A 16,446-nucleotide genomic window follows, 5' to 3' on the forward strand; every position below is an offset into this window, starting at 1 on the left:
ATAATTATGAGTAATGAGAATTACAATGAGGAAATTGATTTAATGCAAATTTTTGCAATGATTAAGAATGGTTTTAGGAAGTTCTTGAAGCTAATTGTTTCCGTAATTTTATTTTATAAGAAAAAAGCAATCTTGTTTTTGATTTTATTGATTGTAGGTCTTGGTATAGGGTACTTTATAGATCAAAATCAAGATACAAAGGATGTATATGTACAAGAGGTTATAATTGAACCTAAATATAATTCTACAGAATACATATATGATTTTATTGATGGTTTAGAGGATAATTTTGAAGACAGTCTATTTGTAAAAAAACTCGGTTTAGAAATAGATTTAGTTGAAAATATAAAGGAAATTTCTTTTGTGCCAATAATTAGAGCAGAAGATGTTTTAAGTGAATTACACGAAGAATATCAAGATAAAGGGTCTTTTATTGAGGTTTATGATGAAAAATTGCTCGATGAAAAAAAGTATAGAAACTTTTATAAACAACATAAGTTAATCGTAAGGTTTAAAAGTATAGATAACAATAACAAAAAGGTTGTTAAGAACATTTTGGGGTATATCAAATCAAACGATTACTTTAAAGAAGTATTGGATTTAGAGTTGAAACAAGCGACTATTGCTTTAGCTCAAAATAAAGAGTCATTACGGTTTATAAATGAATATTTGACTAATTTGACTAAAAAACCAATTCAAAATGATAGTAAATTTGTTTTTGCAGTAGAGTCAGAAAGCCCGACAATTCCTTCATTATTAAAACAAAAGGAAGAATTGATAGAAATTATTAAAGAAGAAGAAAAATTATTAGCGTTGGATAAAGAAGTTTTTTCTGTTGTGGATTACGGAGATATTATCTCTAATCGTAAAATGTTATTAGGAAGAACATTATTAATAATACCTTTAATTTTATTTGGAGCAGTTTCTTTGTTTTTCTTTTTGAAGTATTTATCAAGAACGATAAATAATTTCATTAGAGAAGAAGAATAGGTTTTGTCTATTCTTTAAATTCCTTGTCAAAATGTAAAAGATAGCATTAATAAAAAAATAGAACCTATGTTGTATCCATTAAAATTCCAACCTATTCTGAAAGAAAAAATATGGGGAGGAAATAAGCTAAAAACTATTTTAAATAAACAGACAAGTAAAACAAATGTTGGCGAAAGCTGGGAAATTTCTACAGTAGGAGAGGATATTTCAATAATAGAAAATGGTGAGTTTGCAGGAAGAAAACTAACTGGTCTTATAGGTGAATATACCTCAGAACTGTTAGGAGAGAAAGTATATCAAGAGTTCGGAAATCAATTTCCTTTATTAATAAAATTTATTGATGCAAAAGAAGACCTTTCAGTTCAATTACACCCCAATGATGAATTAGCCAAGAAACGTCACAATTCTTTTGGGAAAACAGAAATGTGGTATGTTGTTCAAGCAGATACTGATGCTGAACTCATAGTTGGTTTTGATAAGGACACATCAAAGGAAGAATATGAAGCGTTTTTAGAAAAAGGAAAAATAACAGAATTACTCAATTTTGAAAAGATTTCAGAAGGAGATAGTTATTTTATAAAAGCAGGAAGAATTCATGCCATTGGAGGAGGGGCATTGATTGCAGAAATTCAACAAACTTCTGATATTACCTATCGTGTGTATGATTGGGATAGAAAAGATGATGAAGGAAATGAGAGAGAATTACACACTGATTTAGCACTGGATGCTTTAGATTTTACCTCAGATAGATCTTTTAAATTAACATATGATAAGAGTAAAAATAAGGTTAATAACCTTATTTCGGGCACATATTTTACAACAAGCATTATCAATGTAGATGGTGTGTTTGAAAGAGATTATAAAGAGTTGGATTCATTTAAGATTTTAATGTGTGTAAAAGGAAATGGTACAATAAATACAGGCATTTATTCTGAAGCTATTTCATTTGGAGAAACAATATTGATCCCACGTTCTATCGAAAACCTTTCTATTGTGAGTGATAGTGCAGAAATGAAATTATTGGAAGTGTATATTTAATATGATAGATAGAAATATATTAATAACAGGAGGAGCTGGATTTATAGGTTCTAATTACGTTAATTTCATCTCTAATAATTCAAAATCAAGAATCATTAATTTGGATAAATTGACATATGCAGCTGATCTAAATAATATTCAGATTGATAATGATATTGATTATGTTCTTATAGAGGCTGATATTTGTGATGAACAGATAATTAAAGAGGTTTTTTTGAAATATGATATTGATACAGTAGTACACTTTGCTGCAGAATCTCATGTTGATAATTCTATTACAGGCCCCAAAACTTTTGTAGAGACTAATATTGTAGGGACTTTTAATTTATTACAACAGGCATATCAAACATGGATGAGTTCTCCCCATGAAATAAAACCAAAATTTAAGCATGCACGTTTTTTACATATTTCAACAGATGAGGTATATGGTACATTAGGAAAAACAGGACTTTTTACAGAGGAAACTCCTTATGCTCCCAACAGTCCTTATAGTGCATCAAAAGCGTCTTCAGATATGCTGGTTCGAAGTTATTTTCATACTTATGGATTGCCTGTCTTGACAACAAATTGTTCAAATAATTATGGACCTAGACAACATGATGAGAAATTGATTCCAACAATTATTAGAAAAGCAATTAATGAAGAAAATATTCCGATTTATGGGGATGGTAAAAATATACGAGATTGGTTATATGTAGAGGATCATTGCAAAGGGTTGGATTTAGTATTACACACAGGAAAAATTGGTGAAACCTATACGGTTGGTGGTAAAAATGAGAGAGAGAACATATATATAGCAAATACTATTTGTAATCTATTGGATAAAATGATTCCAAGAAAGAATAATATATCCTATAAAGAACTGATTACTTTTGTAGCAGATAGACCAGGACACGATTATCGATATGCAATTGATGCTACTAAAATTGAAAATGAATTAGGATGGAGCGCTGTAGAAAATTTTGAAACAGGAATAGAGAAAACAATTCGATGGTATTTGGACAAGTACATTGGAAATCTATTTGTAGACTAATAAAAAAATGAAAGGAATAATATTAGCAGGAGGTTCAGGAACGAGGTTACACCCTCTTACATTAGCTGTAAGCAAGCAATTAATGCCTGTGTATGATAAACCTATGATATATTATCCACTTTCTACCTTAATGTCTGCTGGGATTAAAGAAATCTTGATTATTTCTACTCCACAAGATTTACCTCTTTTTAAAAAACTGTTGGGAAATGGTAAAGAATATGGGTGTACGTTTGAATATGAAATTCAAGAAAACCCTAATGGTTTAGCAGAAGCATTTATTATTGGTGAAAAATTTATTGGAGAAGATAAGGTTGCCCTTATATTAGGAGATAATATTTTCTATGGATCGGGTCTTGAAACTATACTAGAAAACAATAATAATCCTGATGGAGGAATTATATATGCTTATCATGTACAGGACCCTGAACGATATGGGGTAGTGGAGTTTGATAAGAATAATATAGCGATTTCAATAGAAGAAAAACCAAAAGAACCTAAATCAAAATATGCAGTTCCTGGAATTTATTTCTATGATAATGATGTAGTAGAAATAGCTAAAAATATTAATCCTAGTAAAAGAGGAGAGCTTGAGATAACAGATGTAAATAATGCATATCTCAAAAAAGGAAAATTACAAGTGAGTATTCTTGATAAAGGTACTGCATGGCTAGATACAGGAACATTTAATTCACTAATGCAAGCTAGCCAGTTTGTACAGGTAATAGAGGAACGCCAAGGCCTTAAAATTGGAGCAATTGAAGAAACAGCATATAAAAAAGGCTTTATAGATAAGAAACAACTTCAAAAATTGGCAGAACCTCTTATAAAAAGTGGTTATGGTAAATATTTACTTCAATTAGATTAAGAATGGAGATTGAACATACTGGGATAGAAGGTTGTTATGTGTTAAAACCAACAATTTATAAAGACGAAAGAGGAACTTTTTTTGAAAGCTTTCAAAAAAATGTTTTTCAGAAAGTTACAGGATTGCAGATTGATTTTGTTCAGGATAATCAGTCCGTTTCTGAAAGAGGAGTTCTTAGAGGACTACATTTTCAAACAGGTGAATATGAACAAGCAAAATTAGTAAGAGTAAGTAAAGGAGAAGTAATGGATGTTGCTGTTGATTTAAGACCAAATTCTAAAACGTATAAAAAACACTTTTCTATTATTCTAAATGATCAAAATAATTATCAGGTATTTGTTCCCAGAGGTTTTGCACATGGATTTATTACTTTGAGTGAAACGGCAATTTTTGCATATAAATGTGATAACTATTATAATAAATCTTCAGAATCTGGAATTATGTATAATGACCCAGATCTTGCAATTGACTGGAAACTAGATGCCTCAGAAATCCGTTTATCAGAAAAAGACAGAGCACTTTCTTTTCTAAAAGATTTAAAAAATGTCTGATCAATTCTCAAATATAAAGGTGTTGGTAACAGGTGCAGGGGGGCAGTTAGGACAATGTATAAGCAAGATAGAAGATGTTTATTCAAAGTTAGAATTACATTTTGCAAGCTCTAAGAATTTAGGTATTACTAAAAAGAAAGATATACAAAGCTTTTTTGCAGATAGATCTTTTGATTTTGTAATTAATTGTGCTGCTTATACTAACGTAGAACAAGCAGAAAGAGAACCAGAAAAAGCATTTAAAGTAAATGCTGAGGGAGTAAAAAATTTAGCTGAAATCTGTAGAGATTATAATGCAACTTTGATTCATATATCTACAGACTATGTTTTTGATGGAGAAAAAAGAACTCCGTATACAGTAGAGGATACTCCTAATCCAATCAATCAGTACGGTAAATCAAAGCTAGCAGGAGAAAAACATGTTCAAGACATACTTGAGAAATATTTTATTATTAGAACCTCATGGTTATATTCAGAATTTGGTAAGAATTTTTACAAAACCATATTAGAAAAGTCAAAAACGGAAGCGGAACTTACTATCACAACTTCTGAAATAGGTACTCCAACAAATGCAAATGATCTGGCTAAGTTTATTTTAAAATTGATTCAATCAAGTAGTACAAGGTATGGTATTTATCATTTTAGCAATCGAGGAGAAGCCACATGGTATGATTTTGCGGAAGAAATTTTAAGAATTTTGAATAAACTTGATACAATAAAACTTGAAAAAACAGATAATTACTCTACTTTTGTTGCTAGACCAAAGTATAGTGTTTTGGATGTCACTAAGGTTATAAGAAGATGCAACTTTAATGTTCTTTCTTGGCAGGAAAGATTAAAAACAATAAAAATAGATTCGGTTCTAAAAAAATAGAAAAATGATAAGCTACGAAGAGAAATATTTTGATTCGATAAAACAAGGGTTAGAAGAGACTAGATATACAATTGGAGGAGAGAATACTGATAAGACGAATTTTTTTAATCAACTATTAGAAAGAACTCATGTAGCGAAACAAAAAAATGGACGAATTTTTTTTATTGGTAACGGTGCAAGTGCCGCCTTTTCTAATCATATGGCTTTGGATTGGTCAAAAAATGGAGGAGTATTAGCTAAATCTCTTAGTGATAGTGCACTTTTAACGGCTTTATCAAATGATTATTCATATGATAAAGCTTTTGTTGAATACTTAAAGATTGAAAAAATTAATTCTGATGATTTAGTTGCTACCATCAGTAGTAGCGGTAATAGTTCAAATATTATTTCTGTTTTAAATTACTGTAAAGAAAACAACATCCCTACCTTAGGCTTGTCTGGTTTAAAAGAAAATAATAAGAGTGCAGATATTGCAGATTTTTCGTTATATGTGCCACGGAAGACATATGGTTTAGTAGAATGTATTCATCAGATTTTCCTTCATTTATGGTTAGATAAATACATGAACATTGAAGATTGGGCAAGAGATTCATATCAAAACATGGATGCTTCAAATTTTAAATTATAAACAATGATTAAAATCGGAATAGCTGGATATGGTAAAATTGGTAGAGTTAGAGCCAATGAGATTAAAAAAAATCAACATGCAGAGCTTGTTAGTGTTTATGATATCAATAAACCAGATGACCTTAATGAAAACATAAAGTTTCATGAATCTTTTGATCAACTTTTAGAGGAGGATATTGACGCTGTATTTATATGTGCATTTAATAATGTGTTGGCTGAATATACTGTAAAAGCGATTAAAGCGGGTAAGCATGTTTTTTGTGAGAAACCCCCAGCTAGGACATCAAAGGAATTGAAAGCAGTAATTGAAATTGAAAAAAAGAGTGATGTACATCTGAAATATGGTTTTAATCATCGCTATCACTATTCCGTGATGGAAGCCAAGAAAATTATTGATTCTGGGAAAATGGGCAAATTACTTTGGCTCCGTGGAGTTTATGGAAAAGCAGGAAGTATCGATTATGATAAAAATTGGAGAAACTATAAAGAATATTCTGGAGGTGGTATTTTGATTGATCAAGGAATACACATGCTTGATTTAATGCGTTATTTTTCGAACCAAAATTTTAAAAATATCAATAGTTTTGTGACAACCTCTTATTGGAATATAAAAGCAGAGGACAATGCTTTTGTGATTATGCAATCAGAAGAAAAGGTTACAGCAATGATGCATTCAAGCGCAACCCAATGGAAACATAAGTTTTTATTAGAAATGTGTTTTGAAGAAGGTTATATCAATTTGGATGGTATATTATCAAATACAAGAAGTTATGCTCCAGAGAAATTAGTAGTGGGTAGAAGAGAGTTTGAAGACATCACTTTTGCAATGGGAAAACCAAAGGAAAATATAACTTGGTTTGAAAACGATAATTCTTGGACACTTGAAGTAGAAGAGTTTATTGACGCAGTTTTAGGAAAATCTGAAATAAAAAACGGAACAAGTAAAGATGCTTTAGAAACACTTAGTTTGGTAGAAGAAATTTATAAAAAATCAGGCTTTTAAAATGATACAGAACCTAACCGTTGGCGTTACCACCATTGCATTTTCAAAAAATGTAAAATTAATGAATCAATTAAATTCATTAGGATTTAAAAAAGTTAAGAAAAATGAAGCAGGAAAAAGGTTTACAACAGAAGAGCTGGTCTCTTTTCTAAAAGATTGTGACGTAGCGATTATAGGACTTGATCTTATCACCGAAGAAGTGTTAGCTCAAATCCCTAGCTTAAAAGCGATATCTAAATATGGTGTTGGTCTTGATAATATTGATTTTGAAGCCTGTGAAAAACATAACATAAAAGTGTTTTATCCGCAAGGGGTAAATAAAAGATCTGTTTCAGAAATGACACTTGGTTTTATGCTTTCTCTATGCAGAAACCTATACGTAACTTCTAATTTATTGAAAAATAGTATTTGGAATAAATCAGGAGGAATGCAATTATCAGAAAAAACAATCGGGATAATTGGAGTAGGCCATATAGGAAAGGACGTGATATCCTTATTAAAACCGTTTAATTGTAAAATATTAGTAAACGATATAATTAGTCAAAAAGAGTATTATAAAGCTAATAACTTAACACACGTTTCAAAAGAAGAAATTTTTAAGAATGCAGATATTATAACTATTCACACTCCATTAACTGATAAAACGAAAAATCTATTCAATAAATCAACTTTAAGCTTAATGAAAGAAACCTCATTTGTTATTAATACAGCAAGAGGAGGTCTTTTTAATCAAGATGATTTAAAGAAAGCCTTAATTGCAGGAGATATTGCAGGGGCAGCTATGGATGTTTATGACATAGAACCTCCCACTGATTTAGGGTTGTTAGGAATCCCTAACCTAATGAATACCCCTCATATTGGAGGAAATTCAAAAGAAGCAGTACAGGCCATGGGTGAAGCAGCAATTGAAAGAATCCTTGACTTTTTCAACTCATAAATTATGAATCAATTAATTAATTTAAATAAAAAGTTAGCCGTTGTAACTGGAGGCACAAGAGGTATAGGCAAGGCAATAAGTCTAGCTTTATTAGAAGCTGGAGCTAGAGTTATTATAACAGGAACTACACAAAAAAAAGAAGAAACAATTAAACAAGAGTTTGATTCTGAAAATATTGAGTATTATCAAAGTGATTTTGGTGATGAAAAATCTCTCCAAGGTTTTTTGGAGTACTTAAGATCTCTAAAGAAAATTGACATTCTCGTAAATAATGCAGGAATTAATAAGCTTAATTTAGTTTCTGATATAAGCCTCTCAGAATATAATGATGTATTGGATATAAACTTAAAAGCACCTTTTTTAATTACCCAAGAAGTAAGCCAATTAATGATTAATAATAAAGGAGGGAAAATAGTTAATATAACATCGATTTGGAGTAGTGTTTCTAGAAAAGAAAGAGCTATGTATTCAATGTCTAAATGGGGATTAGCAGGGTTTAGTAAATCGACAGCAATTGATTTGGCCGAGCATAATATCTTAGTTAATTCAGTAGCACCTGGTTTTACACTAACAGAATTAACTGAACAAACGAATACCAAAGAAGAGTTAAGAATCTTGGAAGATAAAATTCCGATGAGAAGATTGGCGGATCCTAAAGAAATAGCTAATTTGGTTTTATTTTTATCAAGTGAATTAAACACATATTTAACAGGGCAAAATATAATTATAGATGGAGGATATACAAGTCTATGATTTCGATGTGAAATCAAAAATAAACGACTATTCTGTTTATTTTAGAGATAACATAAAAGAGATTCTTCTTAATGAAGTAAAAGAAGGTGATTTTTTTGTAATTGATTCTAAAGTAAAATCTTTGTATGAGAAAACTTTTAAAGGAATATTGAATTCTCATAACTGTTTTGAAATAGATGCAAACGAAACAATGAAAAGCTATGAAGGAACTATTCCCGTAATTGATTCATTGATTAAAAGTGGTTTTAAAAAGAAAAACAGGTTATTTGCTATTGGTGGAGGTATCACACAAGATGTTACCTCGTTTATTGCTTCGGTACTTTATCGTGGTGTTGAGTGGATGTTTATTCCTACTTCATTATTAGCGCAAGGAGATAGTTGTATTGGAAGCAAAACCTCAATTAATTTTAAAGAATACAAAAATCAGATAGGAGGGTTTTATCCTCCAAGTAAAATTTTTATTGATATAAAATTTTTGGATTCTATTAGCGAGACCGATTTGAAATCTGGATTGGGAGAGTTGTGTCATTATATAATTTTATCCAGTAAGAAAGATTTTAACCTGGTAGCAGATAATTATAATGAGATTATAGAGGATAGATCCAAGTTAAAACATGTAATATCTACATGCCTTCAAATTAAGAAAGGTTTTATTGAACAAGATGAGTTTGATGAAGGAATTAGACAACTGTTGAATTATGGTCATTCATTTGGACATGCAATAGAAAGTATTACAAATTATAAAATACCCCATGGTATTGCAGTTGCTTTCGGAATGGACATAGCTAATTATATTTCTGTTGAATATGAGATGCTTGATCCTGAAGTTCGAGAGGAAATAAAAACACTTTTAAAGAAAATATGGCACAGTTTTGACCTTACTTCTTTGGATACAAGTACCCTATTAAATGCATTATCAAAGGATAAGAAAAATGTAGGAAACAAACTTGGGCTAATATTATTGAACGATTTTGGAAACGGTGAGAAGAGACTTATCTTGCCTGATGAACGTTTTGTAGGATATTTGAATAATTACTTAAATGGAAGTGTATGATAATAGATAACTTAAGGAACTATAAATTTTATAATTTTCTTCAAGAAGATATATTTATAGGCTTAGAGTTCTTGTCTAAAATGGACAAAAACATCGATTTAGGGGTATATGAAATTAATGAGAGAGCAAAAGCGATAATTACAGAATACGAGACAAAAGAATTTTTTGAACTCGGGTATGAAGCACACCAGAATGTAATTGATATTCAATACCCACTGGTTGGGCGTGAAAGAATTTTGTGGAGCCACATAGATGATTTAAAATTAACTCACGAATATAACCCTGTAAAGGATGTATCATATTATGGTAAAACATCATTAGATGTAAATCAAGTGGATATAGGAAATGGCGTATTTGCAATTATGTTTCCTTCAGACGCTCATAGTCCTCAAAAATTTATTGTTGAACCACAGGTTATTAAGAAGGCTACCATTAAAGTTAAATATTGAAAAATTACTTAAAATGAGAGATTTAGGCGTAATTGTACTTCACATACCAGCTAGAGAAGGTAGTAAGAGAGTTCCTAGAAAGAACATGAGGTTAATGAATAATAAACCAATGATTTATTATACGATCTCTGCAGCGATTACAGCAAACATTACGAATGAGATATATGTAAATACAGACTCACAGGAAATAGAAGATTATGTGTCAGAAAATTTTCCTAATGTTAAGATATATAAACGAGAGAAAAACTTAGCAGATGATAATTCGTCTAGTGATGAGTTTAACTACGATATTATACAAAAACTATCTCCAGATACACTAATAATGATAAACCCAGTGTGTCCTTTAATTGATAGCAAGGATATCGAAAATGCGGTTGAGTTTTTTAAGAATAATGAAGGCGATACATTAATTTCTGCATCATCAACTCAAATGCAGACATTTTGCAACGATGAGCCTGTTAATATTAATGTCAATGAACAATTAGCGCCTTCTCAAGATAACAAGAAAATAGTAATATTAAATTGGGCTGTTACTATTTGGGATTCAAAATCTTTCATTGATAGAATGAAAACAAAAAATTATGCGGTCCTTGGAGATAATAGATTGCTCTTTGAAATTGAACCGCTTAAAGGGTTAAAAGTAAGTGAGGAAAAAGATTTTATTTTGATAGAAAATATTCTAAAAAGTAGAATTTAACATAAAAGTATTGTAAATGAAAGCAGTTATTCTTGCAGGTGGATTAGGAACTCGATTAAGTGAAGAAACGGTTTCAAAACCAAAACCAATGGTAGAAATAGGAGGTAAACCTATTTTATGGCATATTATGAAAATATATTCCTATCATGGAATTAATGACTTTATTATATGCTGCGGATATAAAGGTTATATAATTAAAGAATATTTCGCAAATTATTTCCTACATCAATCTGATGTTACTTTTAACATGAAGGATAATAAAATGATCGTTCATGAAAAAAGAGCAGAACCTTGGACAGTTACTTTAGTTGATACGGGAGACAATTCTATGACAGGAGGTAGATTAAAACGAGTTGAGCCGTACATTAAAGATGAAGAAGCATTTTGTTTTACCTATGGAGATGGTGTAGCAGATATTGATATCAAGGAACTAATAGATTTTCATTATGCACACGGCAAAGATGCGACCCTTACAGCTACTTATCCTCCTGGAAGATTTGGTGCTCTTGACATTAATGAAGGAGTAGTTAATAAATTTCAAGAAAAACCGAAAGGAGATGGGGCACAAATTAATGGAGGTTTTTTTGTTCTATCACCCAAAGTATTAGATAGAATATCCGGAGATGATTCGATTTGGGAGCAGGAACCTTTGAAAGGTTTGGCACAAGACAATCAATTAATGGCATATAAACATGAAGGTTTTTGGCAACCAATGGATACTTTAAGAGATAAGAAGAAATTGGAAAACCTGTTAAAAACAAATAAAGCACCATGGAAACTATGGGGAAACTAGGTTCAAAAACAGACCTGTCCTTTTGGAATGGTAAACGTGTTCTTATTACAGGGCATACAGGTTTTAAAGGATCATGGTTATGCATATTGCTTAATAAATTAGAGGCTAATGTATCTGGTTATGCGCTAAATCCACCGACCGAACCTAGTCTATTTGTAGAAGCAGAAGTAGAAAAATCGATTACTTCTTATATAGGAGATGTCCGAGATTATGAAAAATTTCTTGAGGTAATACAAAAATCTCAACCAGAAATTGTAATTCATATGGCTGCACAACCTTTGGTAAGAGATTCTTATAAAATACCTATTGACACCTATGCTATAAATGTAATGGGAACAGTTCATGTATTAGAAGCTTGCAGGAACACTCCAAGTGTTAAATCTATAGTGAATGTGACCACGGATAAATGTTATGAAAACAAAGAATGGTATTGGGGATATAGAGAAAATGAACCCATGGGAGGATATGACCCATATTCAAACAGTAAAGGGTGTTCAGAATTAGTTACGTCTTCATATCGAAGTTCATATTTTAATCCAAAAGATTATGATCAGCATGGCGTAGCATTGGCATCAGCACGTGCTGGAAATGTCATTGGAGGAGGTGATTGGGCAAATGATCGCTTAATACCAGATTTTATAAAAGCAATTGCTAAGGGTGAAAAAATAAAAATAAGAAGTCCTTATGCGATCAGACCTTGGCAACATGTTTTAGAACCGCTGTCTGGTTACATTCTTCTTGCAGAAAAACTATATAATGATGGAGTCGATTATGCAGAAGGATGGAACTTTGGACCAGAGGATTCTGATGCTAAGAATGTAGAATGGATAATAAGTAAAATTTGTGCTTTGTGGGGAGAAGACTCTTCATATGAAATAGATAATTTAAATAAATTGCATGAAGCCAATTATTTGAAATTAGATTGCTCTAAGGCCAAATCAAAACTGGATTGGAACCCAAGATGGGATATCGAGACAACGTTAAAACTTATTGTTGATTGGAATAAAGCATATTTAAACTCTGATGATATCAGAAAAAGAACTGAAGAAGAAATTAATCAATATTTTCAATTATAAAAAATTAAGTAACAAAAATAGTTAAGTGATGAGCAAAGTGTCAGAGGATTTATTCGTTTCATATGCAAAGACCGTGTATGGGCAAGAAGAAATAGATGCAGTAGTTAAGTGCCTAAATGAATCTACCCAGATGGGGAATTATTCAAGAAAGTTTGAAGCCGAAATAGCAAAGCTTTTCGATAAAAAACACTGTTTATATGTTAATTCTGGATCATCTGCGTTATACATAGGCGTTGAGGCTTTCCAATTCCCGAAGGGAGCCGAGGTTATTACACCTGCCTTAACCTTTTCAACCACTGTAGGGTGTTTAATTAAGAATGATCTTATACCTGTTTTTGTTGATGTCGAAGAATACTCATATTGTATTGACCCAACTAAGATAGAAGAAATGATTACTGATAAAACAGTAGCAATTATTGCCCCGAACCTAATGGGAAATATTTGTAAGTGGGAAGAAATTAGAGAGATTGCCGATAAGCACGGATTGAAGGTTATTGAAGACTCTGCTGACACATTAGGAGCTACATTAAATGGAAAATCTTCTGGTTATTACTCTGATATGTCAATAACAAGTTTTTATGGCTCTCACATTATTAATTGTGCAGGAAATGGCGGTGCTCTTGCCATAAATGATGATGAGGTGATGAAAAGAGCCAAGTTACTTCGTTCTTGGGGTAGAAGTTCGTCGCTGTTTGATGAAAAAAGCGAAGCTATTGAAAACAGATTTAATGTTAATCTTGAAGGGATTGAATATGATGCAAAATTTGTTTTTGAAACAGTAGGATATAATCTAGAAGGAAACGAGGTAGGTGCTGCGTTTGGGTTGACTCAATTAAATAAATTAGACCATAATATTAAAACTAGACAAGAAAATTTAAACAGGCAAATTGAATTTTTCAAAAAGCACGATAAATTCTTTATAACTCCAGAGGAGACAAAAGGAGCAAACACTGCTTGGTTAGCATTTCCTATTTTAATTAAAGAAGAAGCTCCGTTTTCAAGAAAAGAGTTTCAGATTTATTTAGAGAAAAGAAACATCCAAACACGTGTAGTATTTACAGGTAATATTAATCGACAGCCTGGTTTTATCAATATTGATAAAAGAGTAACAGAACATGGATATCCTAATTCAGATAACATAATGAAAAATGGAGTATTGTTACCGTTGCATCATGGTCTGACAGAAGAAATGTTTGAAAAATTACATAAGAATATAGAATTGTTTTTAGGTCAGTATATATAAGCAGACTAAATTAATAATTATAGAATTTATCGAAAAAAAACTAAGGTGAAGTTTATAGAAACAGAAATTCAGGGACTTTATGTCATAGAACCTTTCTATGCAAATGATGAGAGAGGGAAATTTGTTAAAACATTTCATAAGAATACTTTCGAAGATCAAAATATTGATTTCAACATTAGAGAAACGTATTACTCTATTTCTAATAAAAATACTATTCGTGGTTTACATTTTCAATTTCCACCTTTTGATCATGGTAAATTAGTTTATGTAATCAACGGTAGCGTTTTAGATATTGTTGTTGATATTAGAAAAAAATCGAAAACCTTTGGGGAAACATTATCTTTTGAGTTGTCATCTACTAATCATAAGATGGTATATTTGCCAACTGGAATAGCGCATGGCTTCAAAGCTATAGAGGATAATACTGTTATGCAATATAACGTTTCTACTGAATATAATCCTGAGGCAGATTCAGGAATTCTATGGAGTTCAATTGATTTCGATTGGGACATAAAAAATGAAGATTTGATTATGTCAGATAGAGATAAAAGCTTTTTAAGTTTAGAAGAATTTAAATCTCCGTTTTAGATATATATGAAAAATGTTTTTATAACTGGTGGAACAGGATTTATCGGATCCAATCTATGTAGGTATCTTTATAAGAAAGGATATAATATTAGTGTCGGAATTAGAGAAAATGCCGATTTAAGCAACTTAAAGGATATTGAAGAGAACATTGTATTATACAATTACACTGATTCTGTTAACGAATTGGCATCTTTCTTAAAAGAACAAAAAATAGACGTAGTTTTTCATTTAGCGTCTTGCTTTATAGCAGAACATAAACCAGAAGATGTAAACTCACTTATTAATAGTAATCTTTTGTTTGGAACATTTTTGTTAGAAGCAATGAGAATTGCTGAAGTAAAAAAGCTAATTAATACCGGCACCTCATGGCAACATTTTAATAATGAGTCCTATAATCCAGTTTGCTTATATGCAGCTACAAAAGATGCATTTGAACGAATAATCACGTATTATTATGAAGCAGAAGGATTATCGTGTATCACATTAAAATTGTTCGATTCTTACAGTGAAAATGATACTAGACCAAAATTGATTAATTTGCTTAATCAGTTTTCTAAAGAAGGCAAGGTTTTAGATATGTCTGGAGGTGAGCAGGAAATTAATTTATTGCATGCTGATGATATTTGCATGGGATTTGAAAGTGCATATGAGTTTTTAAATGAGAAAAGCCTGAACGAAAAATATACTCTTGTTGCAAAAGAGACTATAACATTAAAAAAGCTAATTGAAATTTTTAATTCTATTTCTGAAAGTGAAATCATAGTTAATTGGGGAGAAAAACCATATCGCAAAAGAGAAGTGATGAAATTATGGTCTTCATTTGAAATTTTACCTAATTGGACACAGAAAATCTCGTTAAAAGAAGGATTGAATAGATTATTTAATAAATAAAAATCGAATTTAACTTAGAAAAATATGTTATTATCGTTTTCGATTCCAAATTACAATAAGGGACAAGAATTAAATGAGGCACTTGAAAGCATTTTTAAATTAGTTGAAAATGACTTAGACAATATTGAAATCTGCATAAGTGATAATTGTTCAACAGATAACTCTAAAGAGGTTTTATCATATTGGAATGAAAAATTCCCTAACTTCAATACATGCTTTAACCAATCAAATATAGGTTTTCAAAAGAACCTTATTAATTGTTTAGATATGGCTAAGGGTCAGTACGTCTGGATTTTTGGTAGTGATGATACAATTTCTGAGAAATATAGTTTTGATTTCATTACCTCTCATTTACAATCTAACAATGAACTTTATATAACCAATAGAGAGCTTTGTGATACTGAAATGAATACATATGGAGTAGACAATTATTTTAGAACGAATTTTACAAAAGAAAATACATGGAATTGGTCTGATAAGGAAGATTTTATATCATATTTAGATGATGTAAAAAGTGTAAATGCATTGGGGTGTTTTATTAGCTCATTGATCGTTAAAAAAGATACTATTGATGAAATTATACGACTATCAAAAATTGATGATTTTTATCTTTCTAACATTTTCCCCCATGTATATATTTTTTTGAAGATAAAAAATAATTCAACCCAATTTAATGTTACCTATTTGCCATTTCCAATTGTTAAATGGAGAGCAGATAATAGTTCATTTGCCGACAATAATTTTGATAAATATATCGACCTACTAGATCTTGCTAATAGTACACATAGTAGAGAGCTTATTGATGCTAAAATTAAGTTAAGTAATTTGATATACTCTTTTTATAAAAAGAGGCTGAGATATAGATCTATTATTGCTTATTTAGTGCGAAATAAGTTCAAATTAAGTAAAAGCGTGAGCTTTGCTGTTGGATTAGATTTTAATTCAAATATAAAACATCTTCTTTTTGGAAAGAAATGAGAGGAT

19 protein-coding genes are annotated in these 16,446 nt (G+C 30.7%); all 19 read left to right on the forward strand.

Going from position 1 to position 16,446, the window contains the following annotated elements; all coding sequences use genetic code 11:
- The first annotated feature begins 6 nt into the window (after positions 1-6).
- The 19 genes from DG508_RS18485 to DG508_RS18575 all read left to right on the forward strand — a co-directional run bounded on the left by DG508_RS18485 (position 7) and on the right by DG508_RS18575 (position 16,440).
- Complete coding sequence (locus tag DG508_RS18485; protein WP_108869568.1) at positions 7-990, forward strand: hypothetical protein; 984 nt, start codon at positions 7-9, stop codon at positions 988-990.
- Positions 991-1,056: 66 nt separating this feature from the next.
- A complete protein-coding gene (locus DG508_RS18490) occupies positions 1,057-2,028 on the forward strand; it encodes a type I phosphomannose isomerase catalytic subunit (protein ID WP_108869569.1) in 972 nt (323 codons plus the stop codon).
- A 1-nt stretch (position 2,029) separates the two neighbouring features.
- Positions 2,030-3,061 (forward strand): dTDP-glucose 4,6-dehydratase, encoded by a 1,032-nt coding sequence (rfbB, locus tag DG508_RS18495; protein WP_108869570.1) that lies wholly within the window; start codon positions 2,030-2,032, stop codon positions 3,059-3,061.
- A 7-nt stretch (positions 3,062-3,068) separates the two neighbouring features.
- The gene (gene rfbA, locus DG508_RS18500) at positions 3,069-3,926 is read left to right on the forward strand and encodes a glucose-1-phosphate thymidylyltransferase RfbA (RefSeq protein ID WP_108869571.1); all 858 of its coding nucleotides are present in this window, start codon (positions 3,069-3,071) and stop codon (positions 3,924-3,926) included.
- A 2-nt stretch (positions 3,927-3,928) separates the two neighbouring features.
- Complete coding sequence (gene rfbC / locus DG508_RS18505; RefSeq protein ID WP_108869572.1) at positions 3,929-4,477, forward strand: dTDP-4-dehydrorhamnose 3,5-epimerase; 549 nt, start codon at positions 3,929-3,931, stop codon at positions 4,475-4,477.
- Positions 4,470-5,351, forward strand: coding sequence for a dTDP-4-dehydrorhamnose reductase (gene rfbD / locus DG508_RS18510; RefSeq protein ID WP_234418260.1), 882 nt, complete (start codon positions 4,470-4,472; stop codon positions 5,349-5,351). Before rfbC (DG508_RS18505) ends, rfbD begins: the two co-directional genes overlap by 8 nt.
- 4 nt (positions 5,352-5,355) lie before the next feature.
- Positions 5,356-5,979 (forward strand): SIS domain-containing protein, encoded by a 624-nt coding sequence (locus DG508_RS18515; RefSeq protein WP_108869573.1) that lies wholly within the window; start codon positions 5,356-5,358, stop codon positions 5,977-5,979.
- 3 nt (positions 5,980-5,982) lie between these two features.
- The gene (locus DG508_RS18520; protein ID WP_108869574.1) at positions 5,983-6,981 is read left to right on the forward strand and encodes a Gfo/Idh/MocA family protein; all 999 of its coding nucleotides are present in this window, start codon (positions 5,983-5,985) and stop codon (positions 6,979-6,981) included.
- Between the two features lies 1 nt (position 6,982).
- Entirely contained in the window at positions 6,983-7,918 is a 936-nt protein-coding gene (locus DG508_RS18525) for a phosphoglycerate dehydrogenase (RefSeq protein ID WP_199912814.1), read from the forward strand.
- Between the two features lie 3 nt (positions 7,919-7,921).
- Positions 7,922-8,671: an SDR family NAD(P)-dependent oxidoreductase gene (locus DG508_RS18530; RefSeq protein ID WP_108869575.1), complete on the forward strand. Its 750-nt coding sequence runs from the start codon at positions 7,922-7,924 to the stop codon at positions 8,669-8,671.
- Positions 8,649-9,725: an AroB-related putative sugar phosphate phospholyase (cyclizing) gene (locus DG508_RS18535; RefSeq protein ID WP_108869576.1), complete on the forward strand. Its 1,077-nt coding sequence runs from the start codon at positions 8,649-8,651 to the stop codon at positions 9,723-9,725. Before DG508_RS18530 ends, DG508_RS18535 begins: the two co-directional genes overlap by 23 nt.
- Entirely contained in the window at positions 9,722-10,174 is a 453-nt protein-coding gene (locus tag DG508_RS18540; RefSeq protein ID WP_108869577.1) for a NanQ anomerase/TabA/YiaL family protein, read from the forward strand. Before DG508_RS18535 ends, DG508_RS18540 begins: the two co-directional genes overlap by 4 nt.
- Before the next feature lie 13 nt (positions 10,175-10,187).
- Entirely contained in the window at positions 10,188-10,871 is a 684-nt protein-coding gene (locus DG508_RS18545; RefSeq protein ID WP_159090923.1) for an acylneuraminate cytidylyltransferase family protein, read from the forward strand.
- Positions 10,872-10,887: 16 nt separating this feature from the next.
- Positions 10,888-11,664 (forward strand): glucose-1-phosphate cytidylyltransferase, encoded by a 777-nt coding sequence (gene rfbF, locus DG508_RS18550; protein WP_108869579.1) that lies wholly within the window; start codon positions 10,888-10,890, stop codon positions 11,662-11,664.
- On the forward strand, positions 11,652-12,740 hold the full coding sequence (gene rfbG, locus DG508_RS18555) for a CDP-glucose 4,6-dehydratase (RefSeq protein ID WP_108869602.1): 1,089 nt from the start codon (positions 11,652-11,654) through the stop codon (positions 12,738-12,740). Before rfbF ends, rfbG begins: the two co-directional genes overlap by 13 nt.
- A gap of 28 nt (positions 12,741-12,768) precedes the next feature.
- The gene (locus tag DG508_RS18560) at positions 12,769-13,983 is read left to right on the forward strand and encodes a DegT/DnrJ/EryC1/StrS family aminotransferase (protein WP_108869580.1); all 1,215 of its coding nucleotides are present in this window, start codon (positions 12,769-12,771) and stop codon (positions 13,981-13,983) included.
- A 45-nt stretch (positions 13,984-14,028) separates the two neighbouring features.
- Entirely contained in the window at positions 14,029-14,571 is a 543-nt protein-coding gene (gene rfbC, locus DG508_RS18565; protein WP_108869581.1) for a dTDP-4-dehydrorhamnose 3,5-epimerase, read from the forward strand.
- 6 nt (positions 14,572-14,577) lie between these two features.
- Positions 14,578-15,462: an NAD-dependent epimerase/dehydratase family protein gene (locus tag DG508_RS18570; protein WP_108869582.1), complete on the forward strand. Its 885-nt coding sequence runs from the start codon at positions 14,578-14,580 to the stop codon at positions 15,460-15,462.
- Between the two features lie 24 nt (positions 15,463-15,486).
- Positions 15,487-16,440: a glycosyltransferase family 2 protein gene (locus DG508_RS18575; RefSeq protein WP_108869583.1), complete on the forward strand. Its 954-nt coding sequence runs from the start codon at positions 15,487-15,489 to the stop codon at positions 16,438-16,440.
- The last annotated feature ends 6 nt before the right edge of the window (positions 16,441-16,446 follow it).

Source organism: Aquimarina aquimarini, from assembly GCF_900299535.1.
GTDB classification, from domain to species: Bacteria; Bacteroidota; Bacteroidia; order Flavobacteriales; family Flavobacteriaceae; genus Aquimarina; species Aquimarina aquimarini.

Coding starts and splice junctions, on each gene's coding strand:
- DG508_RS18525 (WP_199912814.1), top strand. CDS start 6,983: ATGATACAGAACCTAACCGTTGGCGTTACCACCATTGCATTTTCAAAA.
- DG508_RS18515 (WP_108869573.1), top strand. CDS start 5,356: ATGATAAGCTACGAAGAGAAATATTTTGATTCGATAAAACAAGGGTTA.
- rfbF (WP_108869579.1), top strand. CDS start 10,888: ATGAAAGCAGTTATTCTTGCAGGTGGATTAGGAACTCGATTAAGTGAA.
- DG508_RS18490 (WP_108869569.1), top strand. CDS start 1,057: ATGTTGTATCCATTAAAATTCCAACCTATTCTGAAAGAAAAAATATGG.
- DG508_RS18530 (WP_108869575.1), top strand. CDS start 7,922: ATGAATCAATTAATTAATTTAAATAAAAAGTTAGCCGTTGTAACTGGA.
- DG508_RS18535 (WP_108869576.1), top strand. CDS start 8,649: ATGGAGGATATACAAGTCTATGATTTCGATGTGAAATCAAAAATAAAC.
- DG508_RS18575 (WP_108869583.1), top strand. CDS start 15,487: ATGTTATTATCGTTTTCGATTCCAAATTACAATAAGGGACAAGAATTA.
- DG508_RS18485 (WP_108869568.1), top strand. CDS start 7: ATGAGTAATGAGAATTACAATGAGGAAATTGATTTAATGCAAATTTTT.
- rfbD (WP_234418260.1), top strand. CDS start 4,470: ATGTCTGATCAATTCTCAAATATAAAGGTGTTGGTAACAGGTGCAGGG.
- DG508_RS18520 (WP_108869574.1), top strand. CDS start 5,983: ATGATTAAAATCGGAATAGCTGGATATGGTAAAATTGGTAGAGTTAGA.
- DG508_RS18570 (WP_108869582.1), top strand. CDS start 14,578: ATGAAAAATGTTTTTATAACTGGTGGAACAGGATTTATCGGATCCAAT.
- rfbC (WP_108869572.1), top strand. CDS start 3,929: ATGGAGATTGAACATACTGGGATAGAAGGTTGTTATGTGTTAAAACCA.
- rfbB (WP_108869570.1), top strand. CDS start 2,030: ATGATAGATAGAAATATATTAATAACAGGAGGAGCTGGATTTATAGGT.
- rfbA (WP_108869571.1), top strand. CDS start 3,069: ATGAAAGGAATAATATTAGCAGGAGGTTCAGGAACGAGGTTACACCCT.
- DG508_RS18545 (WP_159090923.1), top strand. CDS start 10,188: ATGAGAGATTTAGGCGTAATTGTACTTCACATACCAGCTAGAGAAGGT.
- rfbG (WP_108869602.1), top strand. CDS start 11,652: ATGGGGAAACTAGGTTCAAAAACAGACCTGTCCTTTTGGAATGGTAAA.
- DG508_RS18560 (WP_108869580.1), top strand. CDS start 12,769: ATGAGCAAAGTGTCAGAGGATTTATTCGTTTCATATGCAAAGACCGTG.
- DG508_RS18540 (WP_108869577.1), top strand. CDS start 9,722: ATGATAATAGATAACTTAAGGAACTATAAATTTTATAATTTTCTTCAA.